The 18,986-nt window shown below is 40.8% G+C and carries 16 protein-coding genes; 2 read left to right on the top strand and 14 right to left on the bottom strand.

Annotation, left to right across the window (positions count from 1 at the left end; all coding sequences use genetic code 11):
- Window positions 1-2: 2 nt before the first annotated feature.
- The 10 genes from coaD to nadB form a co-directional block, all read right to left on the bottom strand.
- Window positions 3-485 (bottom strand): pantetheine-phosphate adenylyltransferase, encoded by a 483-nt coding sequence (gene coaD, locus VJ09_RS15790; RefSeq protein ID WP_044642579.1) that lies wholly within the window; start codon window positions 483-485, stop codon window positions 3-5.
- The gene (rsmD, locus tag VJ09_RS15785; protein ID WP_044642578.1) at window positions 460-1,053 is read right to left on the bottom strand and encodes a 16S rRNA (guanine(966)-N(2))-methyltransferase RsmD; all 594 of its coding nucleotides are present in this window, start codon (window positions 1,051-1,053) and stop codon (window positions 460-462) included. Before rsmD ends, coaD begins: the two co-directional genes overlap by 26 nt.
- A 492-nt stretch (window positions 1,054-1,545) precedes the next feature.
- The gene (locus VJ09_RS15775) at window positions 1,546-2,952 is read right to left on the bottom strand and encodes a glycoside hydrolase family 1 protein (protein WP_044642576.1); all 1,407 of its coding nucleotides are present in this window, start codon (window positions 2,950-2,952) and stop codon (window positions 1,546-1,548) included.
- Between the two features lie 18 nt (window positions 2,953-2,970).
- Complete coding sequence (locus VJ09_RS15770) at window positions 2,971-4,440, bottom strand: glycoside hydrolase family 1 protein (protein ID WP_044642575.1); 1,470 nt, start codon at window positions 4,438-4,440, stop codon at window positions 2,971-2,973.
- An 18-nt stretch (window positions 4,441-4,458) separates the two neighbouring features.
- Window positions 4,459-6,324 (bottom strand): beta-glucoside-specific PTS transporter subunit IIABC, encoded by a 1,866-nt coding sequence (locus VJ09_RS15765; RefSeq protein ID WP_044642574.1) that lies wholly within the window; start codon window positions 6,322-6,324, stop codon window positions 4,459-4,461.
- A 162-nt stretch (window positions 6,325-6,486) separates the two neighbouring features.
- A complete protein-coding gene (licT, locus tag VJ09_RS15760) occupies window positions 6,487-7,362 on the bottom strand; it encodes a BglG family transcription antiterminator LicT (protein WP_044642573.1) in 876 nt (291 codons plus the stop codon).
- A 275-nt stretch (window positions 7,363-7,637) separates the two neighbouring features.
- A complete protein-coding gene (locus VJ09_RS15755) occupies window positions 7,638-7,943 on the bottom strand; it encodes a hypothetical protein (RefSeq protein WP_044642572.1) in 306 nt (101 codons plus the stop codon).
- A 472-nt stretch (window positions 7,944-8,415) separates the two neighbouring features.
- Window positions 8,416-9,525, bottom strand: a complete 1,110-nt coding sequence (nadA, locus tag VJ09_RS15750) for a quinolinate synthase NadA (RefSeq protein WP_407690005.1) — start codon at window positions 9,523-9,525, stop codon at window positions 8,416-8,418.
- Window positions 9,522-10,370, bottom strand: a complete 849-nt coding sequence (nadC, locus tag VJ09_RS15745; RefSeq protein ID WP_044642570.1) for a carboxylating nicotinate-nucleotide diphosphorylase — start codon at window positions 10,368-10,370, stop codon at window positions 9,522-9,524. Before nadC ends, nadA begins: the two co-directional genes overlap by 4 nt.
- A 1-nt stretch (window position 10,371) precedes the next feature.
- Window positions 10,372-11,889 (bottom strand): L-aspartate oxidase, encoded by a 1,518-nt coding sequence (gene nadB, locus VJ09_RS15740; protein WP_044642569.1) that lies wholly within the window; start codon window positions 11,887-11,889, stop codon window positions 10,372-10,374.
- Window positions 11,890-12,196: 307 nt separating this feature from the next.
- Here nadB and VJ09_RS15735 point away from each other — a divergent pair, with 307 nt between their 5' ends.
- On the top strand, window positions 12,197-13,345 hold the full coding sequence (locus VJ09_RS15735; RefSeq protein WP_044642568.1) for a cysteine desulfurase family protein: 1,149 nt from the start codon (window positions 12,197-12,199) through the stop codon (window positions 13,343-13,345).
- A gap of 134 nt (window positions 13,346-13,479) precedes the next feature.
- Here VJ09_RS15735 and VJ09_RS15730 read toward each other — a convergent pair whose 3' ends face one another.
- The 4 genes from VJ09_RS15730 to VJ09_RS15715 all read right to left on the bottom strand — a co-directional run bounded on the left by VJ09_RS15730 (window position 13,480) and on the right by VJ09_RS15715 (window position 18,308).
- The gene (locus VJ09_RS15730; protein WP_044642567.1) at window positions 13,480-13,860 is read right to left on the bottom strand and encodes a hypothetical protein; all 381 of its coding nucleotides are present in this window, start codon (window positions 13,858-13,860) and stop codon (window positions 13,480-13,482) included.
- A gap of 402 nt (window positions 13,861-14,262) precedes the next feature.
- Window positions 14,263-15,660 (bottom strand): Na+/H+ antiporter NhaC, encoded by a 1,398-nt coding sequence (gene nhaC / locus VJ09_RS15725; protein ID WP_044642566.1) that lies wholly within the window; start codon window positions 15,658-15,660, stop codon window positions 14,263-14,265.
- A gap of 209 nt (window positions 15,661-15,869) precedes the next feature.
- A complete protein-coding gene (aspA, locus tag VJ09_RS15720) occupies window positions 15,870-17,297 on the bottom strand; it encodes an aspartate ammonia-lyase (protein WP_044642565.1) in 1,428 nt (475 codons plus the stop codon).
- 21 nt (window positions 17,298-17,318) lie between these two features.
- Window positions 17,319-18,308 carry an asparaginase gene (locus VJ09_RS15715; RefSeq protein ID WP_044642564.1) on the bottom strand — a complete coding sequence of 330 codons (990 nt, stop codon included), beginning with the start codon at window positions 18,306-18,308 and terminating at the stop codon, window positions 17,319-17,321.
- A 206-nt stretch (window positions 18,309-18,514) separates the two neighbouring features.
- Here VJ09_RS15715 and VJ09_RS15710 point away from each other — a divergent pair, with 206 nt between their 5' ends.
- On the top strand, window positions 18,515-18,856 hold the full coding sequence (locus VJ09_RS15710) for a helix-turn-helix domain-containing protein (protein ID WP_044642563.1): 342 nt from the start codon (window positions 18,515-18,517) through the stop codon (window positions 18,854-18,856).
- Window positions 18,857-18,986: the final 130 nt, after the last annotated feature.

Genomic DNA, 18,986 nt, shown 5'->3' with positions numbered 1-18,986 from the left:
TCTTATTTATGATATTTGACAGCAAGCGCTTGAGCAACATGGACGGGTACCAGCTCGGATACATCTGCTCCATATTTGGCCACTTCCTTGACCATCTGAGAAGAGATAAAGGAATGCTGATTATTCGACATAAGGAATAAAGTCTCTACCTTGTCATATAACTTCCGGTTGATCGAGGCGATCTGTAGCTCATACTCAAAATCAGAGATAGCTCGTAAACCTCGCAAGACACCATGAACTTCACGCTTTTGAACATAATCCATCAATAGCCCTTCAAAGCTGTCCACTTCTATGTCGAGACCCATTCCTTTGACTGATTCCAAAATCATTTGTTTTCGTTCTTCCATGGTAAAGAGTGGTTGTTTGGATGAGTTAATTAAAATTGCAACAATAATCTTGTCAAAAACTTTTGCCCCACGTTGAATGATATCAAGATGTCCAAACGTAATAGGATCAAAACTACCTGGATAGACTGCTACTTTCATTGAGTTGATCTCCTTGTTCTACTAGTTCATATAGACGAATATGTGTCTCACCGTACGATAAATCTCGTATTGCATATAGTGATCCTACCTCATCTGGTAAGACAACCTCTTTTGCGTGCTCCGCCACAATCAATCCTTCTTCTGCCAAGAGCTTACTTTTTTCTATCTCGTTGAGAATAGGAAGATATAGATCCAAATGATATGGAGGATCTATGAAAATAAGGTCAAAGACCCAACCACGATCAGCACAATCCGCTACTGCTCGTTTTGCATCTTTTTTCCAAACAATAGATTGAGGGAACAAGTGCGTTTTTTTGATATTTTGCTGGACTGTCTGGATACTCTGATAGGACGAATCCACAAAAACAGCCTGTTCCATCCCTCTACTAAGAGCCTCCAACCCCAAATTGCCTGTTCCAGCGAATAAATCTAAGACTTTCCCACCATCAAAATATGGTCCGAGTACATTGAATAACGATTCTTTTACCCGATCTGAGGTTGGTCGAACATGCTTACCTGGCACCATTGCCAGCTTCGTGCCTCTTGCTTTTCCCGAAATAATCCTCAATCTTCTCACCTGCAGGATATAGAGTAAAGTAACACTTCATTCAGTGCTTTTTTCATCCCCCACTGAACGTTAGTTGACCTTATCAGTTCTTTTCTTAAAGACACTATTCCCATGCTTGGAGTAGGGACCTTACTGCCCATTAGAACGGGATAAAAGATGAATATAGCCTTCCCTATCCTACCATAGGAAAATTTCTCAATCCAAGTACCTGATTCTTGCAAAATATTTTCTCTTAGGATGTATAAGAATGATAACCCTGAACCATAATGATAAAGACAGTATCGGAAATGATCTGTCTAACCGCGGAGAAGACTTACGTTTCCCCATAAGCTCTTCCTCCGGTTTCTCCTCTCCCATTAGTATCTTTCACATGGTTTGTGGATGATACCACTTAACTCACACTAACAGGTGTGGGTTCTTTTTTGTTAAAATTCTCATCTGTATACGTAACAAAAACAGGAACCTGTATACAAGTTCCTGTTGTTTCTATGCTTATTTTCTTAAGCTTTCTCCATTAGTACGAATAACCTCTTCATACCAATAAGAGCTGTTTTTTCGGATACGACGCATATCTTTTAGATCAAATTCCTCACGGTTAATGTAGATAAAACCATAACGTTTTTGCATCCCTTGATGTGTACTAACTAAGTCAATCGCTGACCAAGGACAATATCCAAATAGCTCTACGCCATCTGTAATGGCAAGCTGTGCCTGTTCAAAGTGTTTTTGGAAGTACTCGATCCGATATGGGTCATCGATCGTCCCATCTTCCTCTAACTTATCATATGCTCCTAAGCCATTTTCCGTAATAATCAGCGGAAGATGATAACGGTCATAGATTGCATTCAATGTAGAGCGCAAGCCAGTTGGATCAATTTCCCATCCAAAGTCGGTCTTCTCCAGATGTTCATTTTTCTTCCCTCTGTACACTCCCTCTTCCCCAATAACAATTTCCTGATCGCCATTGCCGCTACGGTCCTGACCATCATTTTTGCTTGCTTCTACTGTTTTCGAGGAATAGTAGTTAAAGGCAATAAAATCTGGCTTTGCTTGTGCGATTAGTTCCATATCCCCTTTTGCGATTTCTGGCTCATAGCCTTTTTCTTTTAAGAACGCCCAGGCAATATGATTGTAGCGGCCAAAACAAGGAATATCTAAGTACATCCAGTTGCGAATCGCATTGTAATTTTGCGCCGCAAGTACATCGGCAGGCTTGGATGACGCTGGATAAACATTGGATATATTAGGAGCTGGACCGATTTTCGCATCTGGTAAGATCTCACGGAAACGAATAATCGCTTTTGCTTGTGCCACCATCATATGGTGATTTTGTTGATACAACTCTTTTTCCGTGCTTTGCTTACCAGTGCCAATCGTATTGCCATGCATGATCATCATGTTCTGCTCATTAATCGTTAACCAATATTTTACTGAGTCCCCTAATGCATGAAACAAGGTCACAGCATATTGTTCGAATGCATCAATTGTATCTCGGTTATCCCAACCGCCTGTTTCTTCCAAATCATATGGTAAGTCAAAATGGTACAACGTCACAATCGGTTCTATGTTGTATTTTTTTAGCTCCGCAATCACATTTTGATAATGGTCAATACCCGCTTGATTGACCTCACCCACTCCTTTGGGAAAAATTCGTGCCCATGAAATAGAAAAACGATATGCTTTTAGTCCCATTTCCGCCATTTTGGCAATGTCTTCTTTGTAGTAATCATAGTGACCACTAGCCACAGTGTAATCTGTAATATGTTCTTTCTTTGGTCGAACATCAATCACCGTTGGGCCTTTCCCATCTTTGTTCCATGCACCTTCTGTTTGATATGCGGAAGTAGATGCCCCCCAAAGAAAATCCTTTGGAAAAGGCGCTAACTTTTCGTGTTTCATCGCAATCCCATCCTTTCTTTACAGTTCTTCCCCATTGGATTCAATCACTTTCTTATACCAGTAAAAGCTATCTTTTTTGAGGCGTTTCTTCGTACCATTGCCCATGTCATCTTGGTCTACATAAATAAATCCATAGCGCTTCGCCATTTCGGAAGTGGAAGAGCTTACAATATCAATGGGACCCCATGTGGTATATCCCAAAAGCTCGACACCGTCTCCAATTGCTTCTTTCATCTGCTCGACATGTCCACGCAAATAATTGATACGATATGGATCATGGATGCTACCATCTTCTTCGACTTTGTCATAAGCTCCGATTCCATTCTCCACAATGAATAGAGGCTTACGATAACGCTCATAGAACATATTTAGCAATGTTCTTAGCCCTACTGGATCAATTTGCCATCCCCAATCAGATGCGTCCAAGAACTCATTTTTAATGCTGGAGAGTACATTACCCATCACTTTTTCTGTCTCTTCAGCGGATTCAGATCGTGCCGAAACACCCGACATGTAATAGCTAAAGGAGACAAAATCTACAAGGTTGTTTTTCAAGATCTCCTTATCACCTGGCTCCATTTTGATCGTAATGTTGTTCTCAGCAAAGAAACGCTTCATATAGGTTGGATACTCACCACGTGCTTGTACATCTGTATAGAAGAACGTTTTATGCTGGTCAACAAGTGCTTGATATACGTCATCTGGATGTGCGCTTTGCGGGTAATAGATCATACCAATCACCATACACCCTACTTTTGCTCCTGGCATAATTCGGTGAGCCAGTTCAACAGCCTTGGCACTCGCCACTAATTGATGATGGGCAATTTGATACTTAGCTGCTAATAAGCCCTCTTCGCCAACAGCGTCGCGAATTAACCCAGAGCTAACATAGGGGGTCATAAGGGAAGCATTGATTTCATTGAATGTGATCCAATATTTGACTTTGTCTTTGTATCGGGTGAACACCGTTTCCGCATAACGAGCAAAGCAGTCAACAAGTTCACGGCCAACCCAGCCACCGTATTGCAATGACAGATTTAGCGGCGTTTCAAAATGAGACAGCGTGACAAGCGGCTCTATGTCATGTTTTTTCAGCTCATCAAACAGATCATCATAAAATTGCAGCCCTTCCTCGTTTGGCAGTTCATCATTGCCATTTGGAAAAATTCTGCTCCATGCGATCGAGACACGGAACGTTTTGAAACCCATTTCCTTAAAGAGCTTAATATCTTCCTTAAAAGTGTGATAAAAATTAATTCCATGTCTTCTTGGAAAATAACGTGTATTCTCCGTCTCCAAAATATGACGAATCTCATCTGCACTTGGAAACGGACGTTTATGATCTACACGCTTTTCCATCACAACGTATTCGAGAATATCAGATGTAGCTAGTCCTCGGCCGCCCTCATTATAGGCTCCTTCAGCCTGATTGGCGGCAATAGCGCCGCCCCAGAGAAAGTCTTTTGGAAATTTGGGTGTAAAGGTCATAATGTATACTTCCTTTCTTTACGCGTTTTTGGCAATGCTAATTAACGATTCCCCATGCTCCACAGCACCTTCATTTTTTGCCACAATATCTAAATAATCATTTGTATTCGTTACAACGATTGGGGTTGTCACATCGTAACCAGCTTCTTGAATCCCATCGATATCAAATTCAATCAAAAGCTGTCCTTTAGTTACTTGGTCACCTGGCTTGACAAGTTTTGTATAAAACTTTCCTTCCAATTGAACCGTATCAATCCCAACATGCACTAAAATCTCTGTACCATCACTCGATTTCAAACCAATTGCATGTCCTGTAGGGAACACAGTCACCACCTGTCCATCTATTGGAGAGAAAAGCTGACCTACTGTTGGGATGATTGCGCATCCTTTGCCCATTGCTTCGGAACGAAACACTGGATCTTGTACTTGATCGAGTGGTAACACTTCGCCTGTTAGAGGGCTAACAATATTAGCATCTTTTTTTGTGTTAGCTTTTTTCTCTTCTGGATCGATTGCTGCTTTCTTATTTCCTTCTTCTACAGCATCATCGCTATAACCAAAGAAGTAGGTTAAAATGGCTGCCAACAGAAATGTAACCGAAATAGCGACTACTAATAACCCAAATCCTTCCCCATAGAAAATCGGTAGCGTCGTAATTCCAGATGGTGCACTTGCTGGTCTTGTTGCCCCAGACAGACCACCAATTGCTCCACCGATGGCTGCACATATAATCGCAATAATGAATGGTCGTTTATAACGAAGCGTCACCCCATAGATTGCCGGTTCGGTAATTCCACACAAAGCAGAAATGAAGGCAGGACCAGCAATTGCTTTTACTTCTGTTTTCTTGGACTTGAGCCAAACACCAAAGGTCGCTCCAGCAATCGCGAAAATACTGCTTATGATAAGTGCTCCAATCGTGTCATAACCGAACGTACTAATATTTTGCAAGATTAATGGAATGAACGCCCAATGAAGACCAAACATAACAAGCAACTGCCAAGCTGCCCCCATAATAATCCCTGCGATGATAATATTCGTGTCTGCAAGAGATTGATAGCCATTGGCAAGCATCTGTCCTACATATACGCCAAATGGACCAAATGCCATCAAAGTTAATGGAACGACCACGACGATCAAGACCATCGGAACTACAAATGTACGAACAGATGAATGAACCCATTTACGAAGCGGTTTTTCGAGTAGTGACTGCACATAAATCGCCAAGATAATCGGAATCACAGACGAACTATAGCTCATTAAGATTACAGGAATCCCAAGGAATGTAATCGTTTCACCCGATTTGTAAGCTTCTACAATTGCCGGATACAGCAGTGCCCCGGCAATAATGAGGGCCACACTGACGTCTGTCTTAAACTTTTTCGCAGCTGTCACTGCTAGCAGCATTGGTAAAAAGTAAAACATACTATCCGCTGCAATATTTAACAGAAAATACGTTCCGCCTTCTTTATCCAGCAGGTTCGTGGCAATGGCAATTGCCAGTAATCCCTTGAGCATCCCTGCTCCGGCAAGAGCTCCTAAAATAGGAGCAAAAATACCAGAAATCATATCTACTGCCTTGGTAACAATACCCGTTTTCTCGTCTGATGAGTTATCAGATGAATCGCTTCCTGATTCCCAATCACTGACCTTCATAATCGAGTTATAAACATCACTCACTTCATTTCCAATGACAACTTGAAATTGACCACTCGTCGTCACCACTTGAATGACACCATCTAGACTTGTTAGCTCCTCTTTATTAGCTTTCGTTGGGTCTTTCAATTTAAATCGAAGACGAGTTGCGCAGTGTACGAGCGAGTTGACATTCTTTTCGCCACCGACTTTCTCCAAAATCTGCTTACCAAGTTGATCGTAGTTCATATTATTAACTCCTTTCACACTTCATCTGGTAGTTTATTAATCGATTCGTTTTGCTTGTATCAGGCTTATTGCATGAAAAAAACCTAAATTGATCGTCTATACCATGTAATCACTACACAGGTATAGTTCATTCGATCAACCTAGGTTTTGCCTGCCGAACAGTCACAATCCTTTGTTGGATGTTGAATCATTATAAAGTTGTTGGCGTTTGGTCACTCGTTGAATGTGAAGCGTTAAATATACCTTTTCATCAGGTGTGATACTCCACCCATGTGCTTTCTGAATATAAGAAGCGATACGTTCACTACATTCAAATGCCGTTTTATATTGTTTTTGTACTTGTTCATACAAAAAGACATCGAGGTCACCTTCATGTATTTCCTCTCGTAACAAGCGAAAGACAAAAAAGCGTAGGTGTGTAACAAATCGCTCATAGCTAATTGAGGAATCATCTAGCTCCATTTGATAATGAAACGTGACAATACTTAATATATCGTTGACAATCTTGGTGACCTTCGTAATCGACTCAAGATTCTCACCAGATGTTTGACTATTAACCAAATGTAAGGCAATCGATGCTGCTTCATCTTCTGGCAAGCGAACACCCATCTCGTCTTCCATCATATCCAAAGCCTTCAAACCAATTTGATACTCCTGTTTATAAAACTTGCGAATATCCCAAGTCAAGGCATTGTGTAGATGTAAACCTTGCTTATGGCGATTGATCGCAAAACTAATATGATCAGCAAGCGCCACATACAAATAATCATCAAGCTTATGTTGTAACTTCCGACGAGCATCGGAAATGATTCGATCAGCAAACTCTAAATATCTCTCATCGACATCTCTTAAAAGCTCACCAAGTTTGTCGGACACGTCTTGGTTTTCAAGAACGAATGTCTTCTCGATCACCCGTTCGTCAATAGAGTCACCTGGTCTCTTTTGGAAGGCTAGCCCTCTTCCCATGACAACGAGTTCCTGACCTTGCTGATTTTCAGTTAGGACGACATTGTTATTAAATACCTTTTTAATGTCCATTATCAACTCTTTCTCGCTACAGGATTTCATAAAAAAAACCTAAATCTGTTAGAGATCAACAAGATATATAGATCTTGTGATCGTAACAAACTTAGGTTTTGCCTGCTGACCAGTAACAATCCTATTGATTTTATTTGGTTGTAAACGTTTACTGTGACGATCGTAACATATGATTTTATACTTGTCAAAGTAGATTTCTTTCTATTTTAAAGACAAATGAATTGGATAGGTACCATCATATTAGACAATATATGTTTACCTAAAACTAACCCATTTTATATATACCGTTTGAGAAGCATCGCTTCAAAAGGATTGATTACACTTTCATATACCAAGAGATCCACCATTTTGGACATGGTAGACCGGTATTGGGGGGATCGTTGTAACTTGTTTATTTCATTTTCTGAAAAAAGCTTTGTTGGTAACTTTGATCCAAACTCAATTAGTCCTTGTGTCCCTCTCGTTCTTCGTACTTTTTTAGCTTCCTGAACTAGCTTCATTAAGTACTCCACACTCACCGCTTTCCTACCTAATTCTTGGTTAATCGCTTTTGCAGTATCTTTGTAGATCTGCTCATTCATCACACATCCATCCTTTCTATTCTTATCCTATGCCATTACCAACTCCACTGAGTCCCCAAAAAATAAGTGCTACTGCTCTAATGGATTATCCAAAGTCACCTAGATACACTAGTCTAAAACTTGTAGTAATGAAGTCACCACAACCAAATTTACTCCCACATCCCACTTTCAAAACCTAACAATGACCGATTCTACAAATAATAATTTTCTTCATAAAAAAATGGCTACTAATCTGCTTTTTTCAAGCAGTGTCAGCAGCCTCGACCTGTGTTTATTTTTATTAGCTTGTTGCATTAATCTAAATTAAAAGTAGGCGCGCCACCGGTTTTCCCACTTCCGCTTGCCCTGCTTATCCTGCTTGTCCTGAGGGATCTGCTCCAGCTCCCTATCACTCATAGTCGCATCTCAAAAGGAGAATACCTCTGGCTTTGGGCTAATATGCAACATGCTTTTTATAAATACAGTTTTTTCTTTATGAAACAGCCATCATACGATCCAGTGCCTTTTTCGACCAGTATATCGTTTCATCATTCACTTCAATTTGGTTAATTGGGTTCCCATCTAGGATACTTTCAAGAGTCCACAGTAAATGAGGACGATCAATACGATTCATGGTGAGACAGGGGCACATGGTGGTGCTCAATAGTTCGATATGTTGCTCTGGATGTTCTTGTGCTAAACGTTGTACTAGGTTTACTTCTGTGCCAACTGCCCATTTGCTCCCAGCAGGAGCAGCCGCAATCATTTTGATAATATAATCAGTAGAACCATCACAATCTGCTAAACGTACTACTTCATGTGAACATTCTGGATGAACAATCACTTTCATCTCTGGGTCACGCTCACGCACACGATACACTTGTTCAGGAGTAAACTTTTGATGGACACTGCAATACCCTTTCCAGAGAATCATCTGTACTTCTCCTAGTTCACAGTTTACCTCTTCCAATTCTCCGCTCCCTGGGCTCCAGATGACCATCTGCTCAAGAGGAATTCCCATTTTATAAGCGGTATTTCTCCCTAAATGCTGATCAGGTAGAAAAAGGATTCGCTTCTTCTGTTGAAATGCCCATGCCAACACTTCTCTAGCATTGGAAGAAGTACAGGTAGTACCGCCGTGACGACCGACAAATGCTTTGATTGCTGCAGTAGAGTTCACATAAGTGACAGGAATGATCGTATCGCCAAATTCGTCTTGTAACACTTCCCAAGACTCTTCTACATCTTCAATGTCCGCCATATCCGCCATGGAACACCCTGCTTTTAAGTCTGGCAAAATCACAATTTGCTCCTTTTGAGCCAGTGTATCAGCAGTTTCCGCCATGAAATGAACTCCACAAAATATAATATATTTCGCTTCTTTTTGTTCTGCTCCAACGCGAGAAAGCTTTAGTGAATCCCCACGGAAATCAGCATATTGAATCACATCATCTCGCTGATAATGGTGACCCAAAATCACCAAATCTTTACCCAGGATTTCTTTGGCACGAACAATCCGCTCATCCAACTCTTCACTTGATAAAATACGGTATTGTTCTGGTAACTGGCTTGGCATTTGGCTAAAAATATCAATGGCCATTATTTATCTCCCATTTCCATTTCGAAATCTAAGCTAATATCAAGCGCTTTTGCAGAATGAGTCAACCAACCAAGCGAAATCGCATTAACTCCTGTTTCTGCAACTGAACGAATGGTTTCAGGGGTAATCCCACCTGATGCTTCTACCCATACTTTTCCGTTTATCATTTTTACTGCTTTCTTTAATATGTCAGGTTCCATGTTATCTAAGAGAATCGCATTAACATCTAGCTTGAGTACTTCTGACAATTGCTCTAAAGTATCAACCTCTACTTCGATTTGTACCATGTGACCTACTTGCTGCCGAACTTTTTCTACTGCTTTCGATAAATTGCCAGCAAATGCAATGTGATTGTCTTTGAGCATCACACCATGGCTTAGACCAAAGCGATGATTGGTTCCTCCTCCCATACGAACTGCATATTTTTCTAACTGACGCAATCCCGGAGTTGTCTTTCTGGTATCTAAAATATGACAATTACTTCCTTCTATCTGATCTACCAAATCTCTTGTCAAAGTTGCAATTCCTGACATCCGCTGAAGCAGATTAAGAGCGACTCGTTCTGCTGTTAGAATCGCTTGTGTTGACCCGATGATTTGAGCAATGATCATACCTTTCGACACTTTTTGACCTTCTGTTACTAATGGCGTACAGACTACTTGGGTATCCAACTCTTGAAACACTTGGGCAACTACAGACAAACCAGCGATCACTCCATCTTGTTTGACCATGAGATAAGCAGAACTTTGATGATTAGCTGGTACTAAGCATTCAGTAGTAAGATCTCCTGCTCCGATATCTTCGTTCAATGCCTCACGAATGAACCTACGCAATTCAACCTGATTCATCTTACTCCTCCTGAATTATCTGATGCTTATTTTCCAAGCTTTTCTGTGGTTTTGGATAATCAGATCGATAATGACTGCCTCTGCTTTCCCTTCTAGACAAAGCTAATTCCATCACTACTTGTGCAATCATTAACATATTTCTACATTCGAAATAACCTTGCGGGATCTCTGTTTCCAATTGTTTCAACTGAGAAATTCCTTTGGATAGACCTTCTTCCGTTCGTACAATCCCAGCGTATTTCCACATCACCTGACGGATGGTTTGTTTCCATTCTGTCTCTTTATGTTTGTTTTTGCACAAAGTAATCCGATTGAGCTCCAGAAAATCCGTTTCCAGTTCTACAAGTTCTATACATTTCTCGGCAACACGCTGAGCAAAAACAGTACCCTCCAACAAAGAATTGCTCGCGAGTCGATTCGCTCCATGTACACCTGTACAAGCTACTTCTCCACAAGCAAATAGTCTCGAGATGGTGGTTTGGCCGTATATATCTGTATAAATGCCTCCCATAATAAAATGAGCGGCCGGGGTGACAGGAATCCAATCTTTAGAAGGATCCATACCAAATTTGCATAGCGCTTTATATATTTTGGGAAATCTATTTCGGAAACGTTTTCCTAAGTGAATAGCATTCAGATAAACTTTGCGTCCTTGTTCCATCTCTTGAAAGATCGCACGAGAAACGACATCTCTTGGAGCAAGATCTTTCCAACTGTGATATCGTTCCATAAATGCTTCCCCACAGTCATTAACTAAAAATGCTCCCTCGCCACGGACTGCTTCTGATATAAGAAACATCGGATTTTGCTCTACTGCCAAAGCAGTGGGGTGAAACTGAACAAATTCCATATCTGATAATTTCGCACCTGCCCGATAGGCCATTGCAATTCCGTCACCAGTAGACACAGGGTCATTTGTTGTATATTGATAGATCTGCCCACATCCGCCTGTTGCCAAAATTACTGCTTGTTTAGCAAAATAACGGACAGTTTCCCCTTGTTCATCTACTGCAGTTGCACCTCGACAAACTTCTTGGTGCATGATAAGATCTGTCACCATCGTATGTGTAATCAGTTGAATATTGGAATGAAGCATTGCTCGCCTCAATAGGTTGGAAGTGATCCCCGCCCCTGTGGCATCTCCATTTACATGTAAGATGCGCGATACACTGTGTGAACCTTCTTTTCCTAAAGCCCACTGCTCTCCATCAACATCAAAATCGGTACCCCAATCAGCCAATTTTTGAATCGCACGAGGACCCGTATTGACTAATACATCGACTGAAGCAGGATTGCAAAGATTAACACCTGTACGAAGTGTGTCTTGGCGATGTAATTCTGGTGAATCATCCTCGCCGATGGCTGCCGCAATCCCTCCCTGTGCATGAAATGAGTTGCTCTCTTCTTCTCTCGCTTTTGTGAGGACAATCACAGAACCGTATTCGGCAAGAGAAAGCGCCGTTGTAAGTCCAGCAATACCGCTACCGACCACTAAAAAATGGGTTTCAACTCGTGCCATTTTTCGGCACCCCTTCACAGAATGTTAACATTTGATTCAATACCATTTTCTCAATAAATGAATTGATGTCAACAATTAATTTCCCAAAAGGAAACATTTAAACTAAATAACGCTACTAATGCAAATGAATCACAGGAAATAGAATAAAATATTAACCCCTAAGTGGGATCATAAGTCTCTTATCCCCAAAGCAATCCCTATATCTCTTGCCTATCTTTGGAAAATTAATATTCCTGATAATTCCCGACATAAATAAATAATTTCGTTATAATTATCCGTAAAAAACTGTTCAATCGGAGGCAGGACGATGGAACGAATTTATTTGGACTATGGTGCAACCAGCCCTATGCGATCCGAAGCAATCGAGGCCATGATACCTTTTTTAAAATCAGAATTTGGTAATTCCGGTAGTATTCACGATTTGGGACAACGTGCCAATGATGCAATTCAAATGGCTCGTTCGCAAATTATGCACGCACTGGGAGCAGAAACACCACGTGAAATCGTTTTTACCAGCAGTGGAACAGAAGCAAATAATCTTGCCATTCTTGGATTCGCAAGAAAGCACAGGCAAAAAGGAACACATATCATTACAACACAAATCGAACATCCTTCCATACTGGAAGCTTGCCATTTTTTAGAAAAGGAAGGTTTCACTGTTACATATCTTCCTGTCGACTCTACAGGGATGGTTACTGTTCAAGAGGTGCAAAATGCTTTAACAGATCAGACCATTCTTGTCAGTATTATGGCAGCAAACAATGAAGTAGGAACGATTCAACCTATTTCTGAAATTGGAAAAGTGTTAAAAAACCATCAAGCTTATTTCCATACTGATGCTATACAATTTTTTGGTAAGATTCCTGTTTGCGTGAAAGAGCTCGGCGTAGATCTCTTATCGATTGGAAGTCATAAAATATATGGTCCCAAAGGAGTCGGGGCTTTGTACATCCGTAAGGGAGTACGAATAGAGCCCCTCTTACATGGAGGTGGACAAGAACGCGCCATTCGTCCCAGCACACTAAATACTCCTGCCATTGTTAGCTTTGGGGTCGCTGCTCAGTTAGTGGCTGAAGAAGTAAAAGAAGAAGCCAAACGATTAACAAAGCTAAGGGAATACACATGGTATCGAATCCGACAAGAAATTGGTGATGTCGAATTAAATGGACATCCAACTAATCGTTTACCAAATAACCTGAATCTCAGTTTTCAACGAGTCGAAGGACAAGCGATTCTGTTAGAGTTAAATCGTGAGCAAATTTATGTATCCAGTGGTTCTGCATGTAGTGCAGGTAAACATCGTGCTTCTCATGTTCTCCAAGCGATGGGGAAAAGGGAAGAAATAGCATATCAAAGTGTACGAATTACATTGGGGAAAGAGACGGATCAAACACAAATTGACCGTTTTATCGATGTTTTAAAACAGGCGCTTCATTATTTACGGATGTTAATTTAAACAGTTTTAGAGTGCGTTACTTAAAGAAACCCCTAGACAGAGGTTTGAACTTTTTAAAAGGTAGGGATTCTAATATCTCTGCCTTTTTTATGAAAAAGACAGATATGTGATACATATCTGTCTCATCTTCTCGACTAATCGATTGTAATCATGGAATCGAACACGATTTTTAGTCTGTTTGTTAATTTTTCGATGTTTTTTTCTATGTTTTTAATCTCTGTTAAGTGCTCTTTCTCCGTCTCTGAACAATCTAGGTTCATTATGATTTTGTATTCTGAGTCCACATCTTCGATCGTTTGTACCTTACAATCCAATTGTTCAAATCGTTTTTTTACTGCCAACACTTGTTCTTCTACTACATCGATCTCAGCTTTTTTAGCTCCTGTATTTGTTCCAGATATATACGCTACAAAACAAAACATAATTGCTAAAATACAAAACCAGAAACGGAGAGCAAATTTTTTATCTTTTTCTTGTTCATGCTTGCTTCCATTGATACTACTTCGAGAAGACATTCTCACCACTCCTTTAATAAATTTTGAACTACAACGAGTTAGACACCATGCGAAATGTCTAGATCGTTGTAGTTCAGAAAAGGAGTAGAGAGTAAATTTATTATATATCAGATACAGCAACATATATTATTATGATTTTTAAATTCTGTATTCTTTCAATTAAGATTAGGAAAAATCAGTTAAAAAGAGGAGAACAATGCAGGACGAATCCAGGAACTATTATGGATTTTTACTTTTCTATGTGCCTTTCTTGCTATTCCGTTTTTTATCTGGTTTGAAAAACGTATCCAAGGTGGTTAAAATTGGTAATTCGCCCCATCATGCCTTTTTTATTAACCAAAAGAGAGCCCTTCTTTATTGCCATTCATAACAAAGTACCTTCAATAATTTGTTGAAAGTCAACTACTGCACTGGGGAATCCTTTTTGTCCGTGTACCAGATAAATTTCCCCGTGTATCCATACAGAATAGCAATTCCAATGGAAACAAAGCTCAGCCACATGAACGGCAGGTAAGAGAAAGTCGAGACGCCAAGTATACTGGCCATATAGATCCCGTTATCTGACCATGGAACCATTCCTGATGTCATCGTCCCCCCAACTTCAGCATTTCTTGACAGCACTCTCCGGTCAAGATTCAGCTTGTCGTAGCTTCTTTCCATGATTTTCGGAGTTAAAATCAACGAGACATACATCGCACACCCAAATACATTCGCCAAGAAGGCAACAATAATCGTGGAGAACGTCACATTTCCTGCAGAAGTCAGCTTTTTCTCAAACTTCGAGACAATCACTTTCAGAACTCCTAAATGCTCCAGTAGTCCACCAAAGCCAAGTCCAAGAATAATGACAACGACAGATCCGAGCATTCCCTCAATTCCGCCTCGGTTTAACAGCTTGTCCAAAAATTCAATCCCTGTATCGATTGAGAAACCGTTGTAAGCTGTTCCAATTGCATCGGCAAAATTCATCCCTTGGAATGCCGCAGCCCAAATGGCACCTAAGAGAGCACCGATCGCAATCGTTGGCACCGACGGCTTTCTCATCGCCAACAGTACAATGACAACGATGGCTGGAACCAGCATCCAAATGTGAATATCAAACGTGTTCTGCAAAGATGTTTTCAAAAATTCAACTTTGTCCAAATCTACGTTCTTTGTTCCATAAGTAAACCCTGTGATAGTAAACAACACCGCCGTGATCACATATGCAGGAACGGACAAATACAGCATCGATCTGACATGTGTGATGACTTCGACCTTTGATAAAGAAGAAGCAAGCACTGTGCTGTCGGAAAGCGGTGATAGCTTATCACCAAAATAGGCACCTGACAAAACAGCCCCAGCGACAAGCGGAAGAGGAAGTCCTAGCCCTTCCCCAATTGCCATCATAGCGATTCCGGCTGTCCCGACCGTTCCCCAAGACGTCCCTGTTGCGATAGAAGTAATCGAACAAATAAAGAGTGTGGCGAGCAGAAATATGCTCGGATGAATAAATTCAAGACCGTAATAAATCAAAGTCGGCACCACCCCACCGGCTATCCATGTGCCGATCAGGGCACCGACAGCAATCAGGATAAGTATCGCTTCCAGTCCATTGGATATTCCTTTTGTAATCGATTTTTGCAAATCCTCATAACGATGCCCAAGACGCAGTCCGAGCAAAATCACTAAAAACCATGAAATGAACAATGCTAGCTGTATTGGCAAATCAAACATAACTGTAAAGGAACAAACAATTGCTAAGAATGCACCTAAAACACAAATAATTTCCAACATGGACGGTAACCGTATATTTTTCATCTCCTATGATCCCCCTTTAATTAAATGAAACGCTTACAAAAAAATGAATAAAAACAGCAGTTTATTTTCAAGTATCTATTAAAAATTTTAAATAACATGAAGCATTATGTCCTAAAAAGGTACTTTTTTACCATTTTTAAAAGGTAACGAAATAACTCAGCCTATTATTTCTGATTAAAGTGCTTCAAAGCGATCCGGCTGTCTTTCAACTAATCCCGATTTAAAAGTTCAGCTCCGGCAATACCCGGTTTTGTCATTTCAAAAGGATTTAAAATGAGATCGAGTTCTTCTTCTGTCAATACATCATTTTGCAGACATAAATCACGGATCGATTGACCTGTCAGAATTGCTTCTCTCGCAATTCTGGCGGCTACTTCATACCCGAGATGCGGGTTTACAGCCGTTATGATGCCCGCGCTTTTTTCTACATAGGCTTTTAAACGTTGTTCATTTGCTTCAATGCCAACCAGACAATAATCCGTAAAGGAACAGAATCCATTGTTCATGATGCTGATGGATTGAAGAAGGTTAAAGACGAGCACAGGTTCCATGACATTCAGTTCGAGCTGACCTGCTTCAGAAGCCAGACAGATCGTATGATCGTTTCCAATCACCTGGAACGCAATTTGGTTGATCATCTCTGCCATGACAGGATTGACTTTTCCAGGCATGATCGACGATCCTGGCTGTCTTGCCGGCAAAGAAATTTCAGCCAGTCCCGCTCGCGGCCCTGATGCCATCAGCCTAAGGTCATTCGCGATTTTGGACATGTTCATCATGCAGACTTTCAATGCCGCTGATACTTCTGTGTAAGCATCTGTATTTTGAGTCGCATCCACAAGGTGGTCAGCGCCGACGAGCGGAAGGCCACTGATATCTGCCAATTGTTTGACGACATTTTCGATATAGCGAGGATCTGCATTCAATCCCGTTCCCACTGCGGTGGCGCCCATATTGACTTCATATATATGCTGACGTGACTGTTTAATCCGCTTTATGTCGCGCTCTATGACACGGCTGTATGCTTCAAACTCCTGGCCAAGTCGAATCGGAACAGCATCCTGGAGATGAGTGCGTCCCATTTTAATGACATGGTCGAAGTCGCTTGCTTTTTTCTTAAAGGCTTCCAGCATGTAATTCATCGTCTCCAGCAGCTTTTCCAGCAGCTTGAGTGTCGAAATGTGGATGGCCGTCGGGAATACATCGTTTGTCGATTGCGACATGTTTACGTGCGTATTTGGGCTTAAATGATTATACTCCCCTTTACGGTGGCCAAGCAGTTCCAGTGCACGGTTTCCGATGACTTCGTTTGCATTCATATTCATCGAAGTCCCGGCTCCGCCCTGAATTGGATCAACAATAAATTGATCATGAAGCTTGCCTTCGAGAATCTCATCGGCCGCTTGGACGATCGCTTCGCCAAGACCTTTATAGAGGTGTTTTGTCTCCATGTTGGCGAGTGCTGCCGCTTTTTTCACCACAGCCAATGCTTTGATCATTTCTTCGTGGATTTTATATCCTGTGATCGGAAAGTTCTCTACTGCCCGCAATGTTTGAATACCATAGTAGGCATTGGTTGGGATGTTCTTTTCTCCAAGAAAATCCTTTTCCGTGCGGTATGTTATTTCAGCTTTCATTTGATAACCCCGCTTTCTTTTTTAAATATTGATATCGTCTGCAATTGGCATTTCCATGATTTTTTTAACCTCGCTAGGATCTTCAGTTTTACCCAATGCCCACATAAGCTTAGGAACGATTGCTTCGGTGTTCATATTTCTGGAGCGGATAATTGCTTTCTGATTAACCTTTCGGCCGACCTCATAAACGCTTATATCTTCTCCTTCTTCAAGGCATTGTGTCGTAATAACAACGACAATTCCGGCATCGATCAGCTCATTTACTTTTTCCAAAAGGTTTCTTTTCTCAAAAGGAATACCGCCACTTCCATAACTCTCAATAACAACACCTTTATATGAACCTTTCAGACTATCCAGAAACTCAGGCTTTATTCCAGGATGCAACTTCAAAAGACAAACATCTGTGTTCAAGGAAGTATCGAGCTTCAATGTTCCAGGCTTTGCTTCGGGAACCCGTTTTTTATATTCGATTTCCATATCATGGATGAAAGCGACATAAGGATAATTGATGCTTTCAAACGCATCGTAGCTTTTTGTTCTTAACTTGATCGCTCTCGTTCCCAAAATGACACGTCTGTCAAAAACGACATACACTCCGCCAATTCCATCGCAGGCAAAACGGACTGCATCCTGAATATTCTTTTTTGCATCCGTTTTCTTAAATGTGATCGGAACCTGAGAACCCGTAATCACGACAGGCTTATCAACATTCTGCAGCATGTATGAAAGCGCTGCCGAAGTATAGGCCATTGTATCGGTACCGTGTGTGATCACAAACCCATCATACTGACTGTAATTCTCATAAACCGCTACTGCGATTTCCGTCCAATGTTCCGGCTGCATATTGGTACTGTCTATATCCATTAAAGATTGCCAATCAATCGTATAATTTGAGTGGTCATTAGATAAATACCTGAGAAGCTCTTCCGCTTTAAGCCCCGGACCCAATCCGTTTTCCCCTTCTATTGAAGCAATCGTCCCACCGGTGGTTAACAGCAATAACTTTTTCATGTGCTACACCTCTTCTAAGAAGTAGTTTTTATGCTGTCCAAAGTATAATCATTTGATCAGTAAGGCATATATAGGCATTCCATACGCTTTATGCGTACCTCCAATACAATTATAGTCTTAAAATGTGAAATAACCAAGAAATATTATTCAAATCGCGTACAATTTTATATGCTATAATCTCTGTGAATCAAAAGGAGCGTAAGGATATGAATTTAGACCGATTAACTACACTAAGAAAAAAGAAAAAATGGTCATTGCAATATACAGCCGACCGCCTTGGTATTGCGAAAAGTACTTATGCAGGCTATGAATCAGGCTATCGTCGCCCTTCTTTAGAGGCGCTGATCGAAATCGCTGATTTATTCAATACCTCCACCGATTATTTGCTTGGTAGAGTCGACGATCCCACTATTGGGAAGGAAAAAAGCGATTCCATTGAACTGATGGAATGGGATAAACTCAAACTGATGGTCGACGGGGCGCTTCTTTCAAAAGAAGAAATCAAACAGATGGTAGCGTTTATCAAGGTCAAAAAAGAGCTTGACTAAGTTGGGAGAAAACTGATCCATAATCCAATTGTTTGCATCCTTAGCGGTCTTTATTTCGCTTAGATCATTACGAGAATTAAGAAAAGTGTCTCTACTTCCAAAAATTAAAATCCTAATCATATAAACATAA

This window comes from Risungbinella massiliensis (assembly GCF_000942395.1).
GTDB classification, from domain to species: domain Bacteria; phylum Bacillota; class Bacilli; order Thermoactinomycetales; family Thermoactinomycetaceae; genus Risungbinella; species Risungbinella massiliensis.
The sequence above is the reverse complement of the archived record's forward strand: the minus strand, read 5'-3'. Positions and strand labels throughout refer to the sequence as shown.

What these genes read in the sequence shown, in the direction of transcription:
- coaD (WP_044642579.1), bottom strand. Translation starts at nt 485, where the DNA reads ATGAAAGTAGCAGTCTATCCAGGTAGTTTTGATCCTATTACGTTTGGA.
- VJ09_RS15775 (WP_044642576.1), bottom strand. Translation starts at nt 2,952, where the DNA reads ATGAAACACGAAAAGTTAGCGCCTTTTCCAAAGGATTTTCTTTGGGGG.
- VJ09_RS15770 (WP_044642575.1), bottom strand. Translation starts at nt 4,440, where the DNA reads ATGACCTTTACACCCAAATTTCCAAAAGACTTTCTCTGGGGCGGCGCT.
- VJ09_RS15765 (WP_044642574.1), bottom strand. Translation starts at nt 6,324, where the DNA reads ATGAACTACGATCAACTTGGTAAGCAGATTTTGGAGAAAGTCGGTGGC.
- licT (WP_044642573.1), bottom strand. Translation starts at nt 7,362, where the DNA reads ATGGACATTAAAAAGGTATTTAATAACAATGTCGTCCTAACTGAAAAT.
- VJ09_RS15755 (WP_044642572.1), bottom strand. Translation starts at nt 7,943, where the DNA reads ATGAATGAGCAGATCTACAAAGATACTGCAAAAGCGATTAACCAAGAA.
- nadC (WP_044642570.1), bottom strand. Translation starts at nt 10,370, where the DNA reads ATGAATCAGGTTGAATTGCGTAGGTTCATTCGTGAGGCATTGAACGAA.
- nadB (WP_044642569.1), bottom strand. Translation starts at nt 11,889, where the DNA reads ATGGCACGAGTTGAAACCCATTTTTTAGTGGTCGGTAGCGGTATTGCT.
- VJ09_RS15735 (WP_044642568.1), top strand. Translation starts at nt 12,197, where the DNA reads ATGGAACGAATTTATTTGGACTATGGTGCAACCAGCCCTATGCGATCC.
- VJ09_RS15730 (WP_044642567.1), bottom strand. Translation starts at nt 13,860, where the DNA reads ATGTCTTCTCGAAGTAGTATCAATGGAAGCAAGCATGAACAAGAAAAA.
- nhaC (WP_044642566.1), bottom strand. Translation starts at nt 15,660, where the DNA reads ATGAAAAATATACGGTTACCGTCCATGTTGGAAATTATTTGTGTTTTA.
- aspA (WP_044642565.1), bottom strand. Translation starts at nt 17,297, where the DNA reads ATGAAAGCTGAAATAACATACCGCACGGAAAAGGATTTTCTTGGAGAA.
- VJ09_RS15715 (WP_044642564.1), bottom strand. Translation starts at nt 18,308, where the DNA reads ATGAAAAAGTTATTGCTGTTAACCACCGGTGGGACGATTGCTTCAATA.
- VJ09_RS15710 (WP_044642563.1), top strand. Translation starts at nt 18,515, where the DNA reads ATGAATTTAGACCGATTAACTACACTAAGAAAAAAGAAAAAATGGTCA.